We start from the raw sequence: 18,396 nt of genomic DNA, 5'->3' as shown, positions 1-18,396 counted from the left end.
ACCGGCGTAACGGCGCCTTCCTACCGTCGGAGCACGATCCGATTCACGGAAGGTCTCCCCGGTGCCCCCACAGAGCTCGTCGGCCGACGCCACTCAGGTCCGTACGGTCTGCTCGTACTGCGGGGTGGGCTGCGGGATGGTCCTCGACATCGCCGCCGGGCCCGACGGCCGGCGCACGGTCCTCAAGGCGTCGGGCGACAAGGCACACCCCGCCAACGCGGGGCGGCTCTGCACCAAGGGCGCCACCACCGCCGACATGCTCGCCGCCCCCGGCCGGCTGACCACCGCGCTGGTACGGCCCGAGCGCGGCGCGGAGCCCGTCCCGGTGGGCGTGGACGAGGCGATCGCGGCCACCGCGCGGCAGCTGCGGGCGGTCATGGACACGCACGGACCGGACGCCGTCGCGTTCTACGTGTCCGGGCAACTGGGCCTGGAGGCGCAGTACCTCGCGAACAAGCTGGCCAAGGGGTTCGTCCGCACCAGCCGCGTCGAGTCCAACTCCCGGCTGTGCATGGCGAGCGCGGGCAGCGGCTACAAACTGTCGCTGGGTGCCGACGGGCCGCCCGGCTCCTACGACGACCTGGACCGCGCGGACGTCTTCCTCGTCATCGGCTCCAACATGGCCGACTGCCACCCGGTCCTCTTCCTGCGCCTCCTGGACCGCGTCAAGGCGGGCGCCAGGCTGATCGTCGTGGACCCCCGGCGCACCGCCACCGCCGACAAGGCCGACCTCTTCCTGCGCGTGAACCCGGGCACCGACCTGGCCCTCCTCAACGGCCTCCTGCACCTGCTCCACGCCGACGGGCACACCGACCCCGCGTTCATCGCCGCGCACACCGAGGGCTGGGAGGAGATGCCGGAGTTCCTGGCCGACTACCCGCCCGCCACCGTCGCGGAGATCACCGGCATCCCGGAGGAGGACCTGCGCCAGGCCGCCCGGTGGATCGGGGAGGCCGGGGAGTGGACGAGCTGCTGGACGATGGGGCTCAACCAGTCCACGCACGGCACCTGGAACACCAACGCGCTGATCAACCTCCACCTCGCGACCGGAGCGATCTGCCGCCCCGGCAGCGGCCCGCTCTCGCTCACCGGCCAGCCCAACGCGATGGGCGGGCGCGAAATGGGCTACATGGGCCCCGGACTGCCGGGGCAGCGCTCGCTCCTGGACGACGAGGACCGGGCCTTCACCGAGGAGCTGTGGGGCCTGGCCCCCGGCACCCTCCGCAAGGACGAGTGCGGCCGGGGCACGGTCGAGATGTTCGAGCGGATGGCGGCCGGAGACATCAAGGCGTGCTGGATCATCTGCACCAACCCCGTCGCCTCCGTCGCCAACCGCCGCACCGTCATCGAGGCCCTGGAGGCCGCCGAACTCGTCATCACCCAGGACGCGTTCGCCGACACCGAGACCAACGCCTACGCCGACGTCGTGCTGCCCGGCGCCCTGTGGACCGAGGCGGAGGGCGTCCTCGTCAACAGCGAACGCAACCTCACCCTCGCCCGCCCGGCCGTCGAGCCGCCCGGCGAAGCCCTCGCGGACTGGCAGATCATCGCCCGCGTCGCCTGCGCGATGGGCTACGAGGACGCCTTCTCGTACGGGAGCGCCGAGGAGGTCTTCGAGGAGATCAAGCGCGCCGCGAACCCCCGCACCGGCTACGACCTGCGGGGCGTGACGTACGAACGGCTGCGCACCGCCCCCGTCCAGTGGCCCGCGCCCACCCCCGACGGGCCGGACCGCAACCCCATCCGCTATCTCGCCCCGGACGGCGGCGGGCCGGCCTTCCCGACCCCGACCGGACGCGCCCGCTTCTTCGCCCGCCCCCACATCGCGGCGGCCGAGATGCCCGACGACGACTACCCCTTCCTGCTCAACACCGGGCGGGTCCAGCACCAGTGGCACACCCTCACCAAGACCGGCAGGGTCGGCAAGCTCAACCGGCTCAACCCCGGACCCTTCGTGGAGGTGCACCCGCAGGACGCGGCACGCCTCGGGCTCGCGGAGGGCGACCAGGTCGAGGTCGAGTCCCGGCGCGGGCGGGCCGTGCTGCCCGCCGTGGTCACCGACCGCGTGGCGCCCGGCTGCTGCTTCGCACCGTTCCACTGGAACGACCTGTTCGGCGAATACCTCAGCGTCAACGCGGTGACCGGGGACGCGGTGGACCCGGTCTCCTACCAGCCGGAGTTCAAGGTGTGCGCGGTGACCCTGAAGAAGGTGGCCGCCGCCCCCGCCGCCCCCGCCGCCCCGGTGCCGCTGCCGGTGGAGGCGCCCGCGCAGGCGCCCGCCGCCGTCTTCGGCCTGGAGACCTCCCCGCCCCCGGTCCTCGCCGAGCACGAGCGCCAGTACCTCGTCGGCTTCCTCGCCGGGCTGCCGCTGGGCAACCCCGGCGTCCCCGTCCTCCCGCCCGGTGCCCCCTTCAGCGCCGAGCACGCCCGCTGGGTCAACGGTGTCCTGGCCGGCATGTACTCGCGCACCGGGCCGCCCGCCGACGACCCCGCGCCCGTCCCCGCCGCCGAGGCCCCCGGCCGCGAGGTCGTCGTGCTGTGGGCCTCGCAGACCGGCAACGCCGAGGAGTTCGCCGTCGCCACCGCCGACCGGCTCACCGCCACGGGCCTGCGCACCCGGCTCCTCGGCATGGACCAGGCGGACCCGCGCGCCCTGCCGCCGGCCGCCGACCTCCTCCTGATCACCAGCACCTTCGGGGACGGCGACGCGCCCGACAACGGCTCCGGGTTCTGGGAGGCCCTGACGGCGGCGGACCTCCCGCCCCTGGACGGCAGGCGGTACGCCGTACTGGCCTTCGGCGACTCCTCGTACGACGACTTCTGCGGGCACGGGCGCAGGCTCGACCGGCGCCTGGACGAACTCGGCGCCGTCCGCCTCGCCCCCCGCACCGACTGCGAACCCGACTACGAACCGTCCGCGCTGAGCTGGCTCGACCAGGTCCTCGCCGGGCTCACCGCCCCGCCCGCCGACCCGGCCCCGGCGCCCCCGCCCGCCCCGGCGCGCACCCCGAAGCCCGCGCCCGTCACCGCCCGGCTGGCCGGGAACCGGCTGCTCGGACTGCCCGGCTCCGGCAAGGAGGTCCGCCGCTTCACCTTCGACACCAGCGGCACCGGGACCGCCCTCGACTACGCCGCCGGTGACGCGCTCGGCGTCCACGCCGCCAACCACCCGGACCTGGTGGCCGAATGGCTCTCCGTCACCGGCCTCGACGCCGACGCGGAGATCGAGGTCTCCGGCCACGGCGGCCTCCGGCTCGGCGACGCCCTCCGCACCCACCTGGACGTCACCCGCCTCACCCCCGCCCTGCTCGGCTTCGTCACCGAACGCACCGGCGACCGGGACCTGAAGAAGATGCTGCGGCCCGACAACAAGGGCGAGCTGGCCCGCTGGTCCTGGGGCCGTCAGGCCGTCGACGTCCTCGCCGAATACCCGGTCAAGGCCACCCCCGAGGAGTGGGCCGCCGTCCTCAGACCCCTGCAGCCGCGCCTGTACTCGATATCGTCCAGCCCGCTCACCGACCCCGACCGCCTCTCCCTGACGGTCTCCGTCGTCCGCTACGAGAACACCCGCGGCCGCCCCCGCGCCGGGGTCTGCTCGCCGTTCCTCGCGGACGCCGCCCCCGACACCCGCGTCCCGGTCTTCGTCCGCCGCGCCCCGCACTTCCGGCCCCCGGCCCGCCCCGACGCACCGATGGTCATGGTCGGCCCCGGGACCGGCGTCGCCCCCTTCATCGGCTTCCTGGAGGAGCGCCGCGCCCGCCGCGCCCCGGGCCCCAACTGGTTGTTCTTCGGGGAACAGCACCGGGCCACCGACTTCTACTACGAGGAGGAGCTGACGTCCTTCCTCGCGGACGGCACCCTCACCCGCCTGGACACCGCCTTCTCGCGCGACCAGCGCGCCAAGGTCTACGTCCAGGACCGGATGCGCGAGCACGGGGCCAAGCTGTGGTCCTGGCTGCGCGACGGCGCCCACTTCTACGTGTGCGGCGACGCGGCCCGGATGGCCAAGGACGTCGACCGGGCGCTGCGGGACATCGCCGTCGCGCACGGCGGGCTCGACCCGGAGGCCGCCGCCCTCTACGTGAAGCAGCTCGCCGCCGACAAGCGGTACGTCCGGGACGTCTACTGAGACTCAGAGCGCCACGAGCGTCACTTCGGTGGCCTTGACGCTGGTCCAGACCCGCGCCCCGTCCGCGAGGGACAGCTCGGCGGCGGCCTGCGGGGTGATCTCGGCGACCAGGTCCGGCACCTGCTCGGAGCCCACCAGCACGCGGAGCCGGCTCCCGCCCGCCGTGATCTCGCGCACCGTCCCCGGCCACACGTTGCGCGGGCTCCCGGACGGCTTCTCCCGGTGCACGGAGACGGCCTCGGGCGCGATGACCGCGAGCGCGGGCGCCCCGGCCGGCAGCGGGTCGGCCGCGACGAGGTGACCGCCGCCCGAGGGGGCCAGGCCGTCGGCGGTCGCGGTGCCGGGCCAGGCGTTGCGGCCGAGCATCCGGGCGACCCAGGGGGAGCGCGGGTGCCGGGTGACCTCGGCGGGCGGGGCGTACTGAAGCGTGCGGCCGTCCTCCAGGACGAGGACCCGGTCGGCGAGCGCGACGGCCTCCACGGGGTCGTGCGTGACGATGAGGCAGACGCCGCCGAAGCCGTCGAGATGGCGGCGCAGGGTGTGCCGGACCCGGGACCGGGTCGTCTGGTCCAGCGCGGCGAGCGGTTCGTCGAGCAGCAGCAGGCGCGGACGGGCGGCCAGCGCGCGGGCCAGCGCGACGCGCTGCGCCTGGCCGCCGGAGATCTGGGCGGGGCGGCGGGAGGCCAGCTGCCCGACCCCGAGCCGGTCCAGCCACTCCTGTGCGGTGCGGCGGGCCTCGGCGCGCGGGACGCCTTTCGCGCGCAGCCCGTAAGCGGTGTTGGCGAGGGTGCTCAGGTGCGGGAACAGCGCGCCGTCCTGCGGGACCCAGGCGACGCCCCGGCGGTGGGCGGGCAGGGCGGTGACGTCGGTGTCGCCCAGCAGGAGGCGGGCGTGGGAGCGTGGGGTGAGGCCGAGCAGGGCGCGCAGCAGGGTCGTCTTGCCGGCGCCGTTGGGGCCGACGACGGCGATGGTGGTCCCGGCCTCCGCGTCGAGGGTCAGCTCGTTGAAGCCGGTGACCTCGGCGTGCAGCGGCCGGGGTTCGCCACCGGACGGCTCCAGGAGGGGCTGCTCGCGTACGGGGGCGGGGTCCTCGGCGCCGGTCTCCCGCCGCACACGCTCCGGCGGCGTCCCCGTCCACCGCCCCCGCAGCGCCAGCAGCACCCCCATGGCGATGACGAGCAGCAGCAGCGACACCGAGGTCGCGGCCTCCGGGCTGTCCTGGAGCAGCAGGTAGACCTGGAGGGGCAGGGTCTGGGTGGTGCCGGGAAGGTTCCCCGCGAAGGTGATGGTCGCCCCGAACTCGCCGAGCGCCCGCGCCCAGGTCAGCGCGGCCCCGGCGGCCAGACCGGGCGCCACCATCGGCAGGGTGACCGTGAGGAACACCCGTACCGGCGAGGCCCCCAGGGAGGCCGCCGTCTCCTCGTAACGGGGACGCAGCCCGCCCAGCGCGCCCTCCAGGCTGATGACCAGGAACGGCATGGCGACGAAGGTCGCCGCGAGCACCGCGCCCGAGGTGTGGAAGGGCAGCGTGATCCCGAACCAGTCCTCCAGCCACGGTCCGAGCAGCCCCCGGCGGCCGAAGGCGAGGAGCAGGGCGACCCCGCCGACCGTGGGCGGCAGCACCATCGGCAGCAGCACCAGCGAGCGGACGAACGCCTTGCCGGGGAAGTCGACCCGGGCCAGGAGCCAGGCCAGCGGCACCCCCAGGACGAGGGAGAGGGCCAGCGCCCAGCCGGAGACGATCAGCGACAGCGTCAGCGCCCGGGTGGTGGACTCGCCGGTGAGGTGCGTGCCCAGCTCGCTCCACGAGGTCCGGGCCAGGATGCCGGCCAGCGGCAGCAGCAGGAACGCGACGGCCAGGAGCGCGGGGAGGGCCAGCACGATCGGCGCGCGGCCGCGGGGTCGGTTCATCGGCGTTCCTTGTCCACGCTACGGCTGCTGGAAGCCCGCACCGGTCAGGATCTCTTGTGCCTCGGGCGAGGACAGCCACTTTACGAACGCCTCGGCCGCCGCGCCGTGCTCGCTGTTCCTCAGCGTCGCCGCCGGGTACGAGGCGACGGCGTTCTGCCCGTCCGGGATGTCGACCGCGTCGACCCTGCCGGCGGCCGAGGCGACATCGGTCCGGTAGACGAGCCCGGCGTCCGCCTCGCCCAGCTCGACCTTGCTGAGCACCGCGCGCACGTTCGGCTCCTGCGAGACCGGTTTCACGGTGATCTTCCGGGCGTCCAGGATCTGCTTGCTGTACCGGCCCACCGGCACCTCGGGCGCGGCGAGGACCACCTTCAGCCCGGTGTCGGCCAGGTCCTCGAGGCTCCCGACCTTCTCCGGGTTGCCCTTGCCGGTGGCGATGACGAGACGGTTCTTCGCGATGACCGTCGGGGTGCCGGTGTCGCGCTTCAGCCCGTCCATCGTCTTGGTGTCGGCCGTGACCAGCGCGTCGGCGGGGGCGCCCTGCTTCACCTGAGCGGCCAGCTCCTGCGACCCGGCGAACGAGAACGTCACCCTCGTGCCCGGGTGCTCCTTCTCGTACGCCGCACCCGCCTCCTTGAACACATCGGTGAGGGAGGCGGCGGCGAGGACGGTGAGGTCGGCGGCCGTGTCCCCGGTGGTGCCGTCGTCCCCGCCGCAGGCGGTGAGGGGAGTGAGCAGCAGGCCCACGACGACCAGGGCCGCGGCGGCGCGCCGCTGAGGAGAGGCAGAAGTCATGGAGAGCAGCATGTGCCAAAGAGTATGGCTGATCACATCGCATTTACAGCTTTCCATGGGAAAACACATGGCAGGTGCGGTACGTCCTGGAGGAAGCTCCCAGCCGCCTCCGGGCCGCCCGTGACCGGCCAGTAGAGTGCGGATGCGCGCCAGCCCCCGAGACCGAGGTACCGTCCGTGACCCCCGAGCACCCCCGCCCGCCCGCAGTCACCGTGGCCGGCATCGGCGCCGACGGATGGGCCGGGCTCACCGGACCGGCGCGCGCGGCACTGACCGACGCCCAGGTCCTCATCGGGGCCGAGCGCCAACTCGCCCTCCTGCCACCGCAGTGCGCGGGCACCCGCGTGCCCTGGCCCTCGCCCCTGCGCCCCGCCGTCCCCGGCCTGCTCGCCGCGCACGCGGGCCGCCGCATCGCCGTCCTGGCCAGCGGCGACCCCATGTTCTACGGCATCGGCCGGGCCCTCACCGAAGTCCTGGGCGCCGACCGGCTGCACGTCCTGCCGCACCCCTCGTCCGTCTCCTACGCCTGCGCCCGGATCGGCTGGCCGCTGGAGGACACCGAGGTCGTCACCCTCGTCGGCCGCCCCGCCGCCCGGCTCGCCGCCGCCCTCCACGAAGGACGCCGGCTCCTCGTCCTCAGCGCCGACGCCACCACCCCGGGCACGGTCGCCGCACTGCTCCGCGACCACGGCTTCGGGCCCAGCGGCATGCGGGTCCTGGAACAGCTCGGCGGCGAGGGCGAGTCGTGCGCCGAGGGCACCGCGGACACCTGGGACCACCCGGCGGGGGACCCGCTCAACATCGTCGCCGTCGAGTGCCGGAGGGAGCCCGGGGCGCTGCGCCTCGGCGCTGTACCGGGCCTGCCGGACGAGGCGTACGCGCACGACGGACAGCTGACCAAGCGGCATGTCCGGGCCGTCACGCTCGGCGTGCTCGCCCCCGCCCCCGGCGAACTCCTCTGGGACATCGGCGGCGGCTCCGGCTCCATCGCCATCGAGTGGATGCGCGTCCATCCCTCCTGCCGGGCGGTCACCGTCGAACGCGACCCCGTACGCGCGGCGCGCATCGCGGAGAACGCCGACCGGCTCGGCGTGCCCGGCCTCCGCGTCGTCACCGGCCGCGCCCCCGACTGCCTGGACCGACTACCGCCCCCGGACGCCGTGTTCATCGGCGGCGGCCTCACCGCGCCCGGCCTCCTCGACACCTGCCTCGACGCGCTCCCGCCCGGCGGCCGGCTGGTCGCGAACACGGTCACCCTGGAGTCCGAGGCGCTGCTCGCCGCCCGGCACAAGGCGCACGGCGGTGAGCTGACCCGCCTCGCCGTCTCGCACGCCGTGCCGGTCGGCACGTTCACCGGCTGGCGGCAGGCCATGCCCGTCACCCAGTGGTCCGTACGCAAGGCCACCCAACTCCCTGGAGACGACAGATGACCGTGTACTTCATCGGCGCGGGCCCCGGCGCCGCCGACCTGATCACGGTGCGCGGCGCGCGCACGCTCGCCGCCTGCCGGGTGTGCCTGTACGCGGGCAGCCTGGTGCCCCGCGAGCTCCTGGCCGAGTGCCCGGACGACGCCCGCCTGGTGGACACCGCACAGCTCGACATCGACGCGATCACCGCCGAACTCGTCGCCGCGCACCAGGCCGGCCACGACGTGGCGCGGCTGCACTCCGGCGACCCCTCGGTGTTCAGCGCGGTCAACGAACAGATGCGGCGCCTGGACGAGGCGGGCGTGCCGTACGAAGTGGTCCCGGGCGTGCCCGCGTTCGCCGCCGCCGCGGCGGCCCTCAAGCGCGAGCTGACCGTGCCGACCGTGGGCCAGACCGTCATCCTGACCCGGATCGCCCAGCGGGCCACCGCCATGCCCGAGGGCGAGGACCTGGCGACGCTCGGCCGCAGCGGCGCCCTGATCGTCCTGCACCTCGCGGCCCGTTACGTGGACCGCGTCGTGGCGGAGCTGCTGCCGCACTACGGGGCGGACTGCCCGGCCGCCGTCGTCGCGATGGCCTCACGCCCCGACGAGCTCGTCCTGCGCGGCACCCTGGACGACATCGCCGGGCAGGTGAAGGCCGCGGGCGTCATCCGCACCGCCGTGATCATGGTCGGCCGCACCCTGGGCGCCGCGCAGTTCCACGACAGCCACCTCTACTCGCCCGCCCGCGACCGCCACACCTGCTGACCGGGGCCGGTCACCGCCCGGGCGGGTCAGCGCACGGGACTGCGCCCCACCACGGTCCCCGCCCGGTCGACGCAGATCACGTCCACGGCCACCGGCGCGCCCCGCAGCACCGACAGCGCCTGGTCCCGCGCGGCCACGGCCACCAGATCACCCAGCGGCACCCCGTGCGCCTGGCACAGCTGAAGCGCGGCGAGACCGGTGTTGGCGACGGCGATCCCGGCGGCCAGGGCCTCGTCGGCGCCGCCCCGCCGGGCCAGCTCCGCCAGGTACGCCTTGTCGACCTGGGAGCGCCCCGAGTGGAGGTCCAGATGGCCGGCGGCCAGCTTCGACAGCTTGGCGAACCCGCCGCAGATCGTGAGCCGGTCCACGGGATGGCGGCGTACGTACTTGAGGACCGCGCCCGCGAAGTCGCCCATGTCCAGCAGCGCGATCTCCGGCAGCCCGTACTCGGCGACCACCGTCCTCTCCGAGGTGGACCCCGTGCACCCGGCGACATGGGTGTGCCCGGCCGCGCGCGCCACGTCCACGCCGCGCCGGATCGAGTCGATCCACGCCGAGCAGGAGTACGGCACCACGACCCCGGTCGTGCCGAGGATCGACAGGCCGCCCAGGATGCCCAGGCGCGGGTTCCAGGTGGAGCGGGCGATCTCCTCGCCGTGGTCCACGCCGATCGTCACCTCGACGTCCCCGGACCCGCCGTGCGCCGCCGCGACCCGCGCGACGTGGTCCCGGATCATCTGACGCGGCACCGGGTTGACCGCAGGTTCGCCGACGTCCAGCGGCAGCCCCGGCAGCGTCACCGTGCCGACGCCCGGGCCCGCCCGGAACACCACGCCCGAGCCCGGCGGCAGCGCCCGCACGCTCACCCGCACCAGGGCCCCGTGCGTCACGTCGGGGTCGTCGCCCGCGTCCTTGACCACGCCCGCCGTCGCCCGCCCGTCCGCCAGCTCCTCCACGGCCAGCGCGAACGCCGGGGTCTCGCCCCTGGGCAGGGTGATGGTCACCGGGTCCGGGAAGTCCCCGCTCAGCAGCGCCGTGTACGCGGCCGTCGTGGCGGCCGTCGCGCAGGCACCGGTCGTCCAGCCGGGCCGCAGACCGGTGTGCTTGAGTTGGGCGCCGCGCCCGCCTTTCGCCTCACTCATGGATGGACCCCGTGCACGTACTGATTCTGGGCGGGACGACGGAGGCCCGCCGCCTCGCCGAACTGCTGGTGGCCTCGCTGCCCGCCGGAAGCAGGGTCACCAGCTCGCTCGCGGGCCGGGTGGCCCGGCCGAAGCTGCCGCCGGGGGAGGTCCGGACCGGGGGCTTCGGCGGGGCCGACGGGCTCGCGGACTGGCTCCGCTCGCACCGGGTGCACGCGCTCATCGACGCCACCCATCCTTTCGCCGGGACGATCACCTTCAACGCGGCCGCCGCGGCCGCCGCCGCCCATGTTCCCCTGCTCATGCTGCGCAGGCCCGGCTGGGTGCCCGGTGCCGGTGACGCCTGGCACCCGGTCGGCTCCCTCGCCGAGGCGGCAGACGCGCTGCCCGCGCTGGGGCGGCGCGTCTTCCTCACCACCGGGCGGATGGGGCTCGCCGCCTTCGCGGGCCTGGACGGGCTGTGGTTCCTGACGCGGTCCGTGGACGCCCCGGAACCGCCGTTCCCGGCCCGGATGGAGATCCTGCTCGACCGGGGTCCCTTCACCCTGGAGGGCGAGCGCGAGCTGATCCGCCGCCACCGGATCGACGTCCTCGTCACCAAGGACAGCGGCGGCGCCGCCACCGCCCCCAAGCTGACCGCCGCCCGTGAGGCCGGCATCCCCGTCGTCGTGGTCCGCCGGCCACCGGTCCCCGAGGGGGGCGCGGTGGCCGGCACCCCGGAAGAGGCCGTGGCCTGGCTGCACCGGCTGATGGATCAGCCCTCCGGGTAGCGGCGCGGCGTCCACACGATCTGCGCGCCGTCGCCCCGCCGCCCCCACCGGGTCTGCGACGACCCGACGATCAGGATCGTGCGCATGTCCACCTCGGCCGGATCGAGATCGGCCAGGCGCACGGTCCGTACGCTCTCGGACGGCCCGCCCACGTCCCGGCCGAGGACCACGGGCGTGTCCGGCGAGCGGTGTTCGAGGAGCAGGTCCCGCGCCTTGCCGACCTGCCACGTCCGGCTCCGCGAACCGGGGTTGTACAGGGCCAGCACCAGGTCCGCCGCGGCGGCCGCGGACAGCCGGCGCGCGATGACCTCCCACGGCTTGAGCCGGTCCGACAGCGAGACCGTCGCGTAGTCGTGGCCCAGCGGCGCACCCGCCCGGGCCGCCGCCGCGTTGGCCGCCGTCACCCCGGGCAGCACCCGCACCGGCACGTCCGCGTACTCCTCCTGCGACGCGGCTTCGAGCACGGCCGTCGCCATCGCGAAGACCCCGGGGTCCCCGCCGGACACCACGGCGACCCGACGCCCGCGCCGGGCCAGGTCGAGCGCGAACTCCGCCCGCTCCGACTCCACCTTGTTGTCCGAGCCGTGCCGTGTCTGCCCCGGCCGGACCGGCACCCGGTCCAGGTACGTCGTGTAGCCGACCAGGTCGTCGGCGGCGGCCAGCGCCCCGCGCGTCTCGGGCGTCAGCCACAGCGGACCGGCCGGACCCGTGCCGACGACGGCCACCTCGCCGTCGCCCGGGGCGCGTTCCGGGCGTGCGTCGATCCGGCTCGGCAGGACGGCGACCGCGAAGTACGGCACCGAACCGGCGTCCGTCTCCGCCAGCTCGCCCAGCCGCTCCCCGGCCATCGTGGCGCGCTCGACATAGCGGGCCTCGGGCAGCCGGCCCGACGCCTCGAACGCGCGGCGCACGGCGGGGAAGGTGCGGCCCAGCTTCATAACGACCGCCGCGTCGGTCGCGGCCAGCCTGGCGGTCAGCTCCTCCTCCGGCAGGGTGCCGGGCAGGATCGTCAGGACCTCCTCGCCCTCCGCGAGCGGGGTGCCGAGCCGGGCGGCGGCCGCGCTGACCGAGGTCACCCCGGGGATCACCTCGGTCGGATAGCGGTCGGCCAGCCGCTTGTGCATGTGCATGTACGAGCCGTAGAACATCGGGTCGCCCTCGGCGAGCACGGCGACCGTGCGCCCCGCGTCCAGGTGCACGGCGAGCCGGGCCGCCGCCTCGGCGTAGAAGTCCTCCATCGCGCCCCGGTAGCCGCCCGGGTGGTCCGTGGTCTCCGTCGTGACGGGATAGACCAGGGCCTCCTCGATGTGGTCGGCGCGCAGGTGCTCCGCCGCGATGGACCGGGCGATCGACCGGCCGTGCCGGGCGCTGTGGTAGGCGATGACGTCCGCCTCCGCGATGACCTCCACGGCGCGCAGGGTCATCAGGCGCGGGTCCCCGGGGCCGAGCCCGACCCCGTACAGCCGTCCCGTCTGCTGCTCGCTCACGGTCACTCTTCCTCGCTGGCGATGGCGTTGAGCGCGGCGGCCGCGATGGCGCTGCCGCCCCGCCGGCCGCGCACGATCAGGTGGTCGAGCCCCGACGGGTGGGCGGCCAGGGCGTCCTTCGACTCGGCGGCCCCGACGAACCCGACCGGGACACCGATGACGGCGGCGGGGCGCGGGGCCCCCTCCTCGATCATCTCCAGCAGCCGGAAGAGGGCGGTCGGCGCGTTCCCGACGGCCACGACCGCCCCGTCGAGCCGGTCCCGCCACAGCTCCAGGGCGGCCGCCGAGCGCGTCGTGCCCAGCTCCGCCGCGAGCCCGGGCACGGCCGGGTCCGACAGGGTGCACACCACCTCGTTGTCCGCGGGCAGCCGCTTGCGGGTGACCCCGCTGGCGACCATGGCCACGTCGCACAGGATGGGCGCGCCGGCCCGCAGCGCGGCGCGGGCGCGGGCGACCGCGCCGGGCGTGTAGCCGAGGTCGCGTACGAGGTCGACCATCCCGCAGGCGTGGATCATCCGGACCGCGACCTGGCTCACGTCCGCGGGCAGCCCGGCGAGGTCCGCCTCCGCCCGGATGGTGGCGAAGGACTGGCGATAGATGGCCGGTCCGTCCTTCTCGTACTCGTACACAGTGGTGTCGCTCTCTTCTCAGGGCGGGGGGTCGGACAGAAAAAGTGAGGGGTGGTCAGGTGCGGGGCATGCGGGCGGCCGTCACGGCATCGGCCAGTGCGACGGGGTCGCCGGCGACGCGGACCGGAGCCCCGGGCCGCCCGCCGTCCCGCACGACGGACACGCGGTAGCCGCCGTCCGGCCCGGCGACGACGTCGACCCAGGCGCCGCGCGGATGCCCGCACCGCCGTTCGCACCCGGACCAGTACACGGGCAGGGCGTCCACGGACGGGGCGCCCCGCAGTGCTGACGCGGCGTCACTCCGCACGTCCGCAAGGGACTTCGCGCACCCCGGCCGCCCGATGCACGCCCCGGCGCCGGTCCACGGCGAGCGGTCCCCGGTGACGAGCCCCACGGCCTCCAACGCGTCGAGCGCCTCGGACGCCCGCTCCCGCCGCACACCCGGCACGACGACTCCGCGCCACGGGGTGAGCCGCAGTTCGCCGGCGCCGTGGTCCCGGGCGAGCTCCGTCAGCGCCCGCCACCGCACCGCGTCCGCCCGCCCGAGCGGCAGTCCGACGGACAGCGCGTCCGTGTCCCCGGACCCCGTCACCACACCGAGCGCCGGGGGAGCGCCGTCAGGCACCGGTACGGTCCCGAGGGCGACGGGCCGCCCGGCCGCACCCCACCTCCGTACCACCGCGTCGAACAGGGGCCCCGGGCCCCCGGGCAGCTCGGCCACCCGCCACGCGCCGGAACCGGCAGCCATGGACAGGAACACCGTCGCGGCGAGCAGCGCGGCGCGCGGCGCCTCGTCCGCCGGAACCAGGGCCACCGATTCCAGCGCCCCGATCCGCAGCTCCGCGTCCCCGTCCGCCCGCGCCCGCAGCGTCACATCCGCGCCCAGCGCGTCCACGTCCCCCCGGCCGTCGTCCAGCGCGAACAGGAACCGGCCCGACAGACCGGCCGCCTCCTCGCTCGCGCACACCAGCGCGTCCAGTGCGGTCAGCCACGGACGGACGTTCCCCTCCCCGCGGCCGTCGAGCCCGGACAGCGGGGAGGCCACCACATTACGGACCCGCTCATGCCGCTCCGAGGGCAAAAGTCCCATTTCATACATCCGGGAGGCCAGTTCGCCCCCGCACTCCTCGCCCAGTCCCCGCAGCTGCACGTTGCCGCGCGAAGTGAGATACAGCTCACCGTCGCCCAGGCGTCCGGCCAACTCCCGGAGCCCGTCCGCCTGGTCCACGGCGAGCACACCACCGGGCACCCGGACCCGCGCCAACGCCCCGTCGTCCGCCCGGTGCAGCCGCAGCGCGCCGGGGCAGGCGTCGCCGCGCGACCGGAAACGGGCGTCGTCGGGCTGGGCGAAATGGGGGGCTGGGGGAGGCATGGCGGCGAGCATACCGACCATCTCATCCGATCCGTATGACCCGTCGGCCGCCCCGGCCCGTACTATGCCTGCGGGGCCCGTCTTCACGGACGGACCCCGGCGGGCCTCCGGGTCCGTCGTCGCCACAGACGGCGACAGGGGAGGAAGCCCGGTGCGATTCCGGCGCGGTCCCGCCACTGTGAGCCCGGCCCCACCAGGCCGGGCGAGTCAGGAACTCCCTTCCCCGCACGTTCGGCAGGTCCGAGCAGGGGAGCTCTCGACACCGCCCGGGGCGTGGACACCCCGAGGAAGGCCAGACGCCGCATGATCCTGCTCCTGTCGACGTCCGACACCGACCTGCTGAGCGCCCGCGCCTCCGACGGACCCGTCCGCTACCGGTACGCGAACCCCTCCCGCCTCCCGCTCCAGGACCTGCCCGCGCTCCTGGACGGCACCGACCTCGTCGTCGTACGCCTCCTCGGCGGGGTCCGCGCCTGGCAGGACGGCCTCGACCAGCTGCTCGCCACCGGCCGCCCCGTCGTCGTGCTCACCGGCGAACAGGCCCCCGACGCCCAGCTGATGGCCGCCTCCACCGTGCCCATCGGGATCGCCGCCGAGGCCCACGCCTACCTCGCGCACGGCGGCCCCGCCAACCTGGACCAGCTCGCCCGCTTCCTCTCCGACACCGTCCTGCTCACCGGCCACGGCTTCGAACCGCCCGCCGCCGCACCCTCCTGGGGCCCTCTGGAACGCACACCCCGGGAGACGCCGGACGGCGCCCCCACGGTGGCCGTGCTCTACTACCGCGCCCACCACATGAGCGGCAACACCGCCTTCATCGAGACCCTGTGCCGGGCCGTCGAGGCCGAGGGCGCCAGGGCCCTCCCGCTGTACGTGGCATCGCTGCGCGCCCCCGAACCCGAGCTCATCGAGAGCCTGCGCGACGCCGACGCGATCGTCACCACGGTCCTCGCGGCGGGCGGCACCCGGCCCGCCGAGGCGTCCGCCGGCGGCGACGACGAGTCCTGGGACGCGGGCGCGCTCACCGCGCTCGACGTGCCGATCCTCCAGGCGCTCTGCCTCACCGGCTCCCGCACCGACTGGGAGAGCAACGACGAGGGCGTCTCCCCGCTGGACGCCGCCAGCCAGATCGCCGTGCCCGAGTTCGACGGCCGCCTGATCACCGTCCCGTTCTCCTTCAAGGAGATCGACGAGGACGGCCTGCCCGCCTACGTCGCCGACGACGAACGCGCCGCCCGCGTCGCCGGCATCGCCGTCCGCCACGCCCGCCTGCGCCACATCCCGAACGCCGACAAGCGCGTCGCGCTCGTCCTCTCCGCGTACCCGACCAAGCACTCCCGCATCGGCAACGCCGTCGGACTCGACACCCCGGCCAGCGCGGTCGCCCTGCTGCGCCGACTGCGCGAGGAGGGCTACGACTTCGGCACGGACGAAATCCCCGGCCTCGCCTCAGGCGACGGCGACGAGCTGATCCGCGCCCTCATCGAGGCGGGCGGCCACGACCAGGCATGGCTCACCGAGGAACAGCTCGCCCGCAACCCGGTCCGCATCCCCGCCGCCGACTACCGCCGCTGGTACGCCACGCTGCCCGCCGAACTCCGCGAGGACGTCGAGGAGCACTGGGGCCCGCCGCCCGGCGAGATGTTCGTGGACCGCTCCCGCAACCCGGAGGGCGACATCGTGCTCGCCGCCCTGCGCCGGGGCAACCTGCTGATCCTCATCCAGCCCCCGCGCGGCTTCGGCGAGAACCCGATCGCGATCTACCACGACCCGGACCTGCCGCCCTCGCACCACTACCTGGCCGCCTACCGCTGGATCGCCGCCCGCGCCGACGACAACGGCTTCGGCGCCGACGCGATGATCCACCTCGGCAAGCACGGCAACCTGGAATGGCTGCCCGGCAAGAACGCGGGCCTGTCCGCCGCCTGCGGCCCGGACGCGGCCCTCGGCGACCTGCCGCTGATCTACCCGTTCCTCGTCAACGACCCCGGCGAGGGCACCCAGGCCAAGCGCCGGGCGCACGCCACGCTCGTGGACCATCTGGTGCCGCCGATGGCCCGGGCCGACAGCTACGGGGACATCGCCCGCCTCGAACAACTCCTGGACGAGCACGCCCAGATCGCCGCCATGGACCCGGCCAAGCTGCCGGCGATCCGCGCCCAGATCTGGACCCTGATCCAGGCCGCGAAGCTCGACCACGACCTGGGCGTCGAGGACCGCCCGGAGGACGAGGGCTTCGACGACTTCATCATGCATCTCGACGGCTGGCTCTGCGAGATCAAGGACGTCCAGATCCGCGACGGCCTCCACGTCCTCGGCAACGCGCCGACGGGCACCGCCCGGGTCAACCTGATCCTGGCCATCCTCCGCGCCCGCCAGATCTGGGGCGGCACGACGTCCCTGCCGGGCCTGCGCGAGGCACTGGGCCTGGACGAGTCGGCGGCGACCCGCACGGACGCGGACGCGGTGGAGGAGGAGGCGAGGGCCCTGGTCCAGGCGATGGAGGACGCGGACTGGGACCCGTCGGCCATCGGACCGGCCATTCAAGCCCCTGCGGCGATCGAGCAGCGGGGGCCGGGGCAGAGCCCCGAGCAGACGACCCGCACGCTGCTCCACGACCTCAGCCCGGACGTGGCGGCAATCCTCGACTTCGCGGCCAGGGAGGTCGCCCCCCGCCTGGCCGGGACCACGGACGAACTCGACCACTGCGTCCGCGCCCTCAACGGGCGCTTCGTCCCCGCGGGCCCCTCCGGCTCCCCCCTCCGAGGACTCGTCAACGTCCTGCCCACCGGCCGGAACTTCTACTCGGTCGACCCCAAGGCCGTCCCCTCCCGCCTCGCCTGGGAGACCGGCCAGGCCCTCGCCGACTCGCTCCTGGAGCGCTACCGCACGGACAACGGCGACTGGCCGGAATCCGTCGGCCTCTCCCTCTGGGGCACGAGCGCCATGCGCACCGCGGGCGACGACGTCGCGGAGGCGTTCGCCCTGCTCGGCGTCCGCCCGGTCTGGGACGACGCCTCGCGCCGCGTCACCGGCCTCGAACCGATCCCCGCGGCCGAGCTCGGCCGCCCCCGCATCGACGTCACCCTCCGCATCAGCGGCTTCTTCCGCGACGCGTTCCCGCACACCATCGGCCTGCTGGACGACGCCGTCCGGCTGGCCGCCTCACTCGACGAACCCGCCGAGCTCAACCACGTACGGGCGCACACCCAGGCCGACCTGGCCGAGCACGGGGACGAACGGCGGGCCACCACCCGTATCTTCGGCTCGCGCCCCGGCACGTACGGGGCCGGGCTGCTCCAGCTCATCGACTCCCGCGACTGGCGCACCGACGCCGACCTCGCCGAGGTCTACACGACCTGGGGCGGCTACGCCTACGGCCGCGACCTGGACGGCCGCCCGGCCCGCGAGGAGATGGAGACCGCGTACAAGCGCATCGCGGTCGCGGCGAAGAACACCGACACCCGCGAGCACGACATCGCGGACTCCGACGACTACTTCCAGTACCACGGGGGAATGGTCGCCACCGTCCGCGCGCTGAAGGGGACCGCCCCGGAGGCGTACATCGGGGACTCGACCCGCCCCGAGACGGTCCGCACCCGCACGCTGACCGAGGAGACCTCCCGCGTCTTCCGCGCCCGCGTCGTCAATCCCAAGTGGATCGAGGCGATGCGCCGCCACGGCTACAAGGGCGCCTTCGAGCTGGCCGCGACCGTCGACTACCTCTTCGGTTACGACGCCACGACTGGCGTGGTCGCGGACTGGATGTACGACAAGCTGACCGAGACCTACGTCCTGGACCCGGCCAACCGCGCCTTCCTCGAACAGGCCAACCCGTGGGCCCTGCACGGCATCGCGGAACGCCTCCTGGAGGCCGAGTCGCGCGGCATGTGGGCCGAGCCCGACCCGGCGGTCCTCGAGGCGCTGCGCCAGGTCTTCCTGGAGACGGAAGGAAACCTGGAGGGCGAGGACTGAGCGACCGCGG

Annotated in this window: 11 protein-coding genes and 1 riboswitch; of the genes, 5 read left to right on the top strand and 6 right to left on the bottom strand. The window is 74.8% G+C overall.

Annotated features, from left to right (window positions below; all coding sequences use genetic code 11):
• Positions 1-61 precede the first annotated feature (61 nt).
• Positions 62-4,129, top strand: a complete 4,068-nt coding sequence (locus AB0L33_RS20760; protein WP_365683431.1) for a bifunctional nitrate reductase/sulfite reductase flavoprotein subunit alpha — start codon at positions 62-64, stop codon at positions 4,127-4,129.
• A gap of 3 nt (positions 4,130-4,132) precedes the next feature.
• Here the strand turns inward: AB0L33_RS20760 and AB0L33_RS20755 are convergent, their stop codons facing one another.
• Positions 4,133-6,040 (bottom strand): ABC transporter permease, encoded by a 1,908-nt coding sequence (locus tag AB0L33_RS20755; protein ID WP_365683429.1) that lies wholly within the window; start codon positions 6,038-6,040, stop codon positions 4,133-4,135.
• A gap of 18 nt (positions 6,041-6,058) precedes the next feature.
• Complete coding sequence (gene modA / locus AB0L33_RS20750) at positions 6,059-6,835, bottom strand: molybdate ABC transporter substrate-binding protein (protein ID WP_365683427.1); 777 nt, start codon at positions 6,833-6,835, stop codon at positions 6,059-6,061.
• Positions 6,836-7,011: 176 nt separating this feature from the next.
• Between modA and cbiE the strand changes: the two genes are divergently transcribed.
• Positions 7,012-8,265 (top strand): precorrin-6y C5,15-methyltransferase (decarboxylating) subunit CbiE, encoded by a 1,254-nt coding sequence (gene cbiE, locus AB0L33_RS20745; RefSeq protein ID WP_365683425.1) that lies wholly within the window; start codon positions 7,012-7,014, stop codon positions 8,263-8,265.
• Positions 8,262-9,011, top strand: coding sequence for a precorrin-4 C(11)-methyltransferase (cobM, locus tag AB0L33_RS20740; RefSeq protein ID WP_365683423.1), 750 nt, complete (start codon positions 8,262-8,264; stop codon positions 9,009-9,011). The genes cbiE and cobM overlap by 4 nt, the downstream gene beginning before the upstream one ends.
• Positions 9,012-9,037: 26 nt before the next feature.
• On the opposite strand, the gene AB0L33_RS20735 is transcribed toward cobM, so the two are convergent.
• On the bottom strand, positions 9,038-10,153 hold the full coding sequence (locus tag AB0L33_RS20735) for a cobalt-precorrin-5B (C(1))-methyltransferase (RefSeq protein ID WP_365683421.1): 1,116 nt from the start codon (positions 10,151-10,153) through the stop codon (positions 9,038-9,040).
• An 11-nt stretch (positions 10,154-10,164) separates the two neighbouring features.
• Here AB0L33_RS20735 and AB0L33_RS20730 point away from each other — a divergent pair, with 11 nt between their 5' ends.
• Complete coding sequence (locus tag AB0L33_RS20730; RefSeq protein ID WP_365683419.1) at positions 10,165-10,923, top strand: cobalt-precorrin-6A reductase; 759 nt, start codon at positions 10,165-10,167, stop codon at positions 10,921-10,923.
• Here AB0L33_RS20730 and AB0L33_RS20725 read toward each other — a convergent pair.
• From AB0L33_RS20725 to cobG, 3 genes are read right to left on the bottom strand one after another with little or no spacing between them, the layout of a single operon-like run.
• A complete protein-coding gene (locus AB0L33_RS20725; RefSeq protein ID WP_365683417.1) occupies positions 10,908-12,416 on the bottom strand; it encodes a precorrin-2 C(20)-methyltransferase in 1,509 nt (502 codons plus the stop codon). The genes AB0L33_RS20730 and AB0L33_RS20725 overlap by 16 nt on opposite strands.
• A complete protein-coding gene (locus AB0L33_RS20720; RefSeq protein ID WP_143623089.1) occupies positions 12,413-13,039 on the bottom strand; it encodes a precorrin-8X methylmutase in 627 nt (208 codons plus the stop codon). Before AB0L33_RS20720 ends, AB0L33_RS20725 begins: the two co-directional genes overlap by 4 nt.
• Positions 13,040-13,094: 55 nt before the next feature.
• On the bottom strand, positions 13,095-14,411 hold the full coding sequence (cobG, locus tag AB0L33_RS20715) for a precorrin-3B synthase (protein WP_365683415.1): 1,317 nt from the start codon (positions 14,409-14,411) through the stop codon (positions 13,095-13,097).
• Positions 14,412-14,551: 140 nt separating this feature from the next.
• A riboswitch (cobalamin riboswitch) is annotated at positions 14,552-14,628 on the top strand.
• An 86-nt stretch (positions 14,629-14,714) separates the two neighbouring features.
• Between cobG and cobN the strand changes: the two genes are divergently transcribed.
• Positions 14,715-18,386, top strand: coding sequence for a cobaltochelatase subunit CobN (gene cobN, locus AB0L33_RS20710; protein ID WP_365683413.1), 3,672 nt, complete (start codon positions 14,715-14,717; stop codon positions 18,384-18,386).
• The last annotated feature ends 10 nt before the right edge of the window (positions 18,387-18,396 follow it).

Source organism: Streptomyces sp. NPDC052299 (assembly GCF_040679335.1).
Classification (GTDB): Bacteria; Actinomycetota; Actinomycetes; order Streptomycetales; family Streptomycetaceae; genus Streptomyces.
The sequence above is the reverse complement of the archived record's forward strand: the minus strand, read 5'-3'. Positions and strand labels throughout refer to the sequence as shown.

Bases quoted from the DNA above. Each gene is read 5' to 3' on its own strand.
- cobM (WP_365683423.1), top strand. From the start codon at position 8,262: ATGACCGTGTACTTCATCGGCGCGGGCCCCGGCGCCGCCGACCTGATC.
- modA (WP_365683427.1), bottom strand. From the start codon at position 6,835: ATGACTTCTGCCTCTCCTCAGCGGCGCGCCGCCGCGGCCCTGGTCGTC.
- cobG (WP_365683415.1), bottom strand. From the start codon at position 14,411: ATGCCTCCCCCAGCCCCCCATTTCGCCCAGCCCGACGACGCCCGTTTC.
- AB0L33_RS20755 (WP_365683429.1), bottom strand. From the start codon at position 6,040: ATGAACCGACCCCGCGGCCGCGCGCCGATCGTGCTGGCCCTCCCCGCG.
- cobN (WP_365683413.1), top strand. From the start codon at position 14,715: ATGATCCTGCTCCTGTCGACGTCCGACACCGACCTGCTGAGCGCCCGC.
- AB0L33_RS20735 (WP_365683421.1), bottom strand. From the start codon at position 10,153: ATGAGTGAGGCGAAAGGCGGGCGCGGCGCCCAACTCAAGCACACCGGT.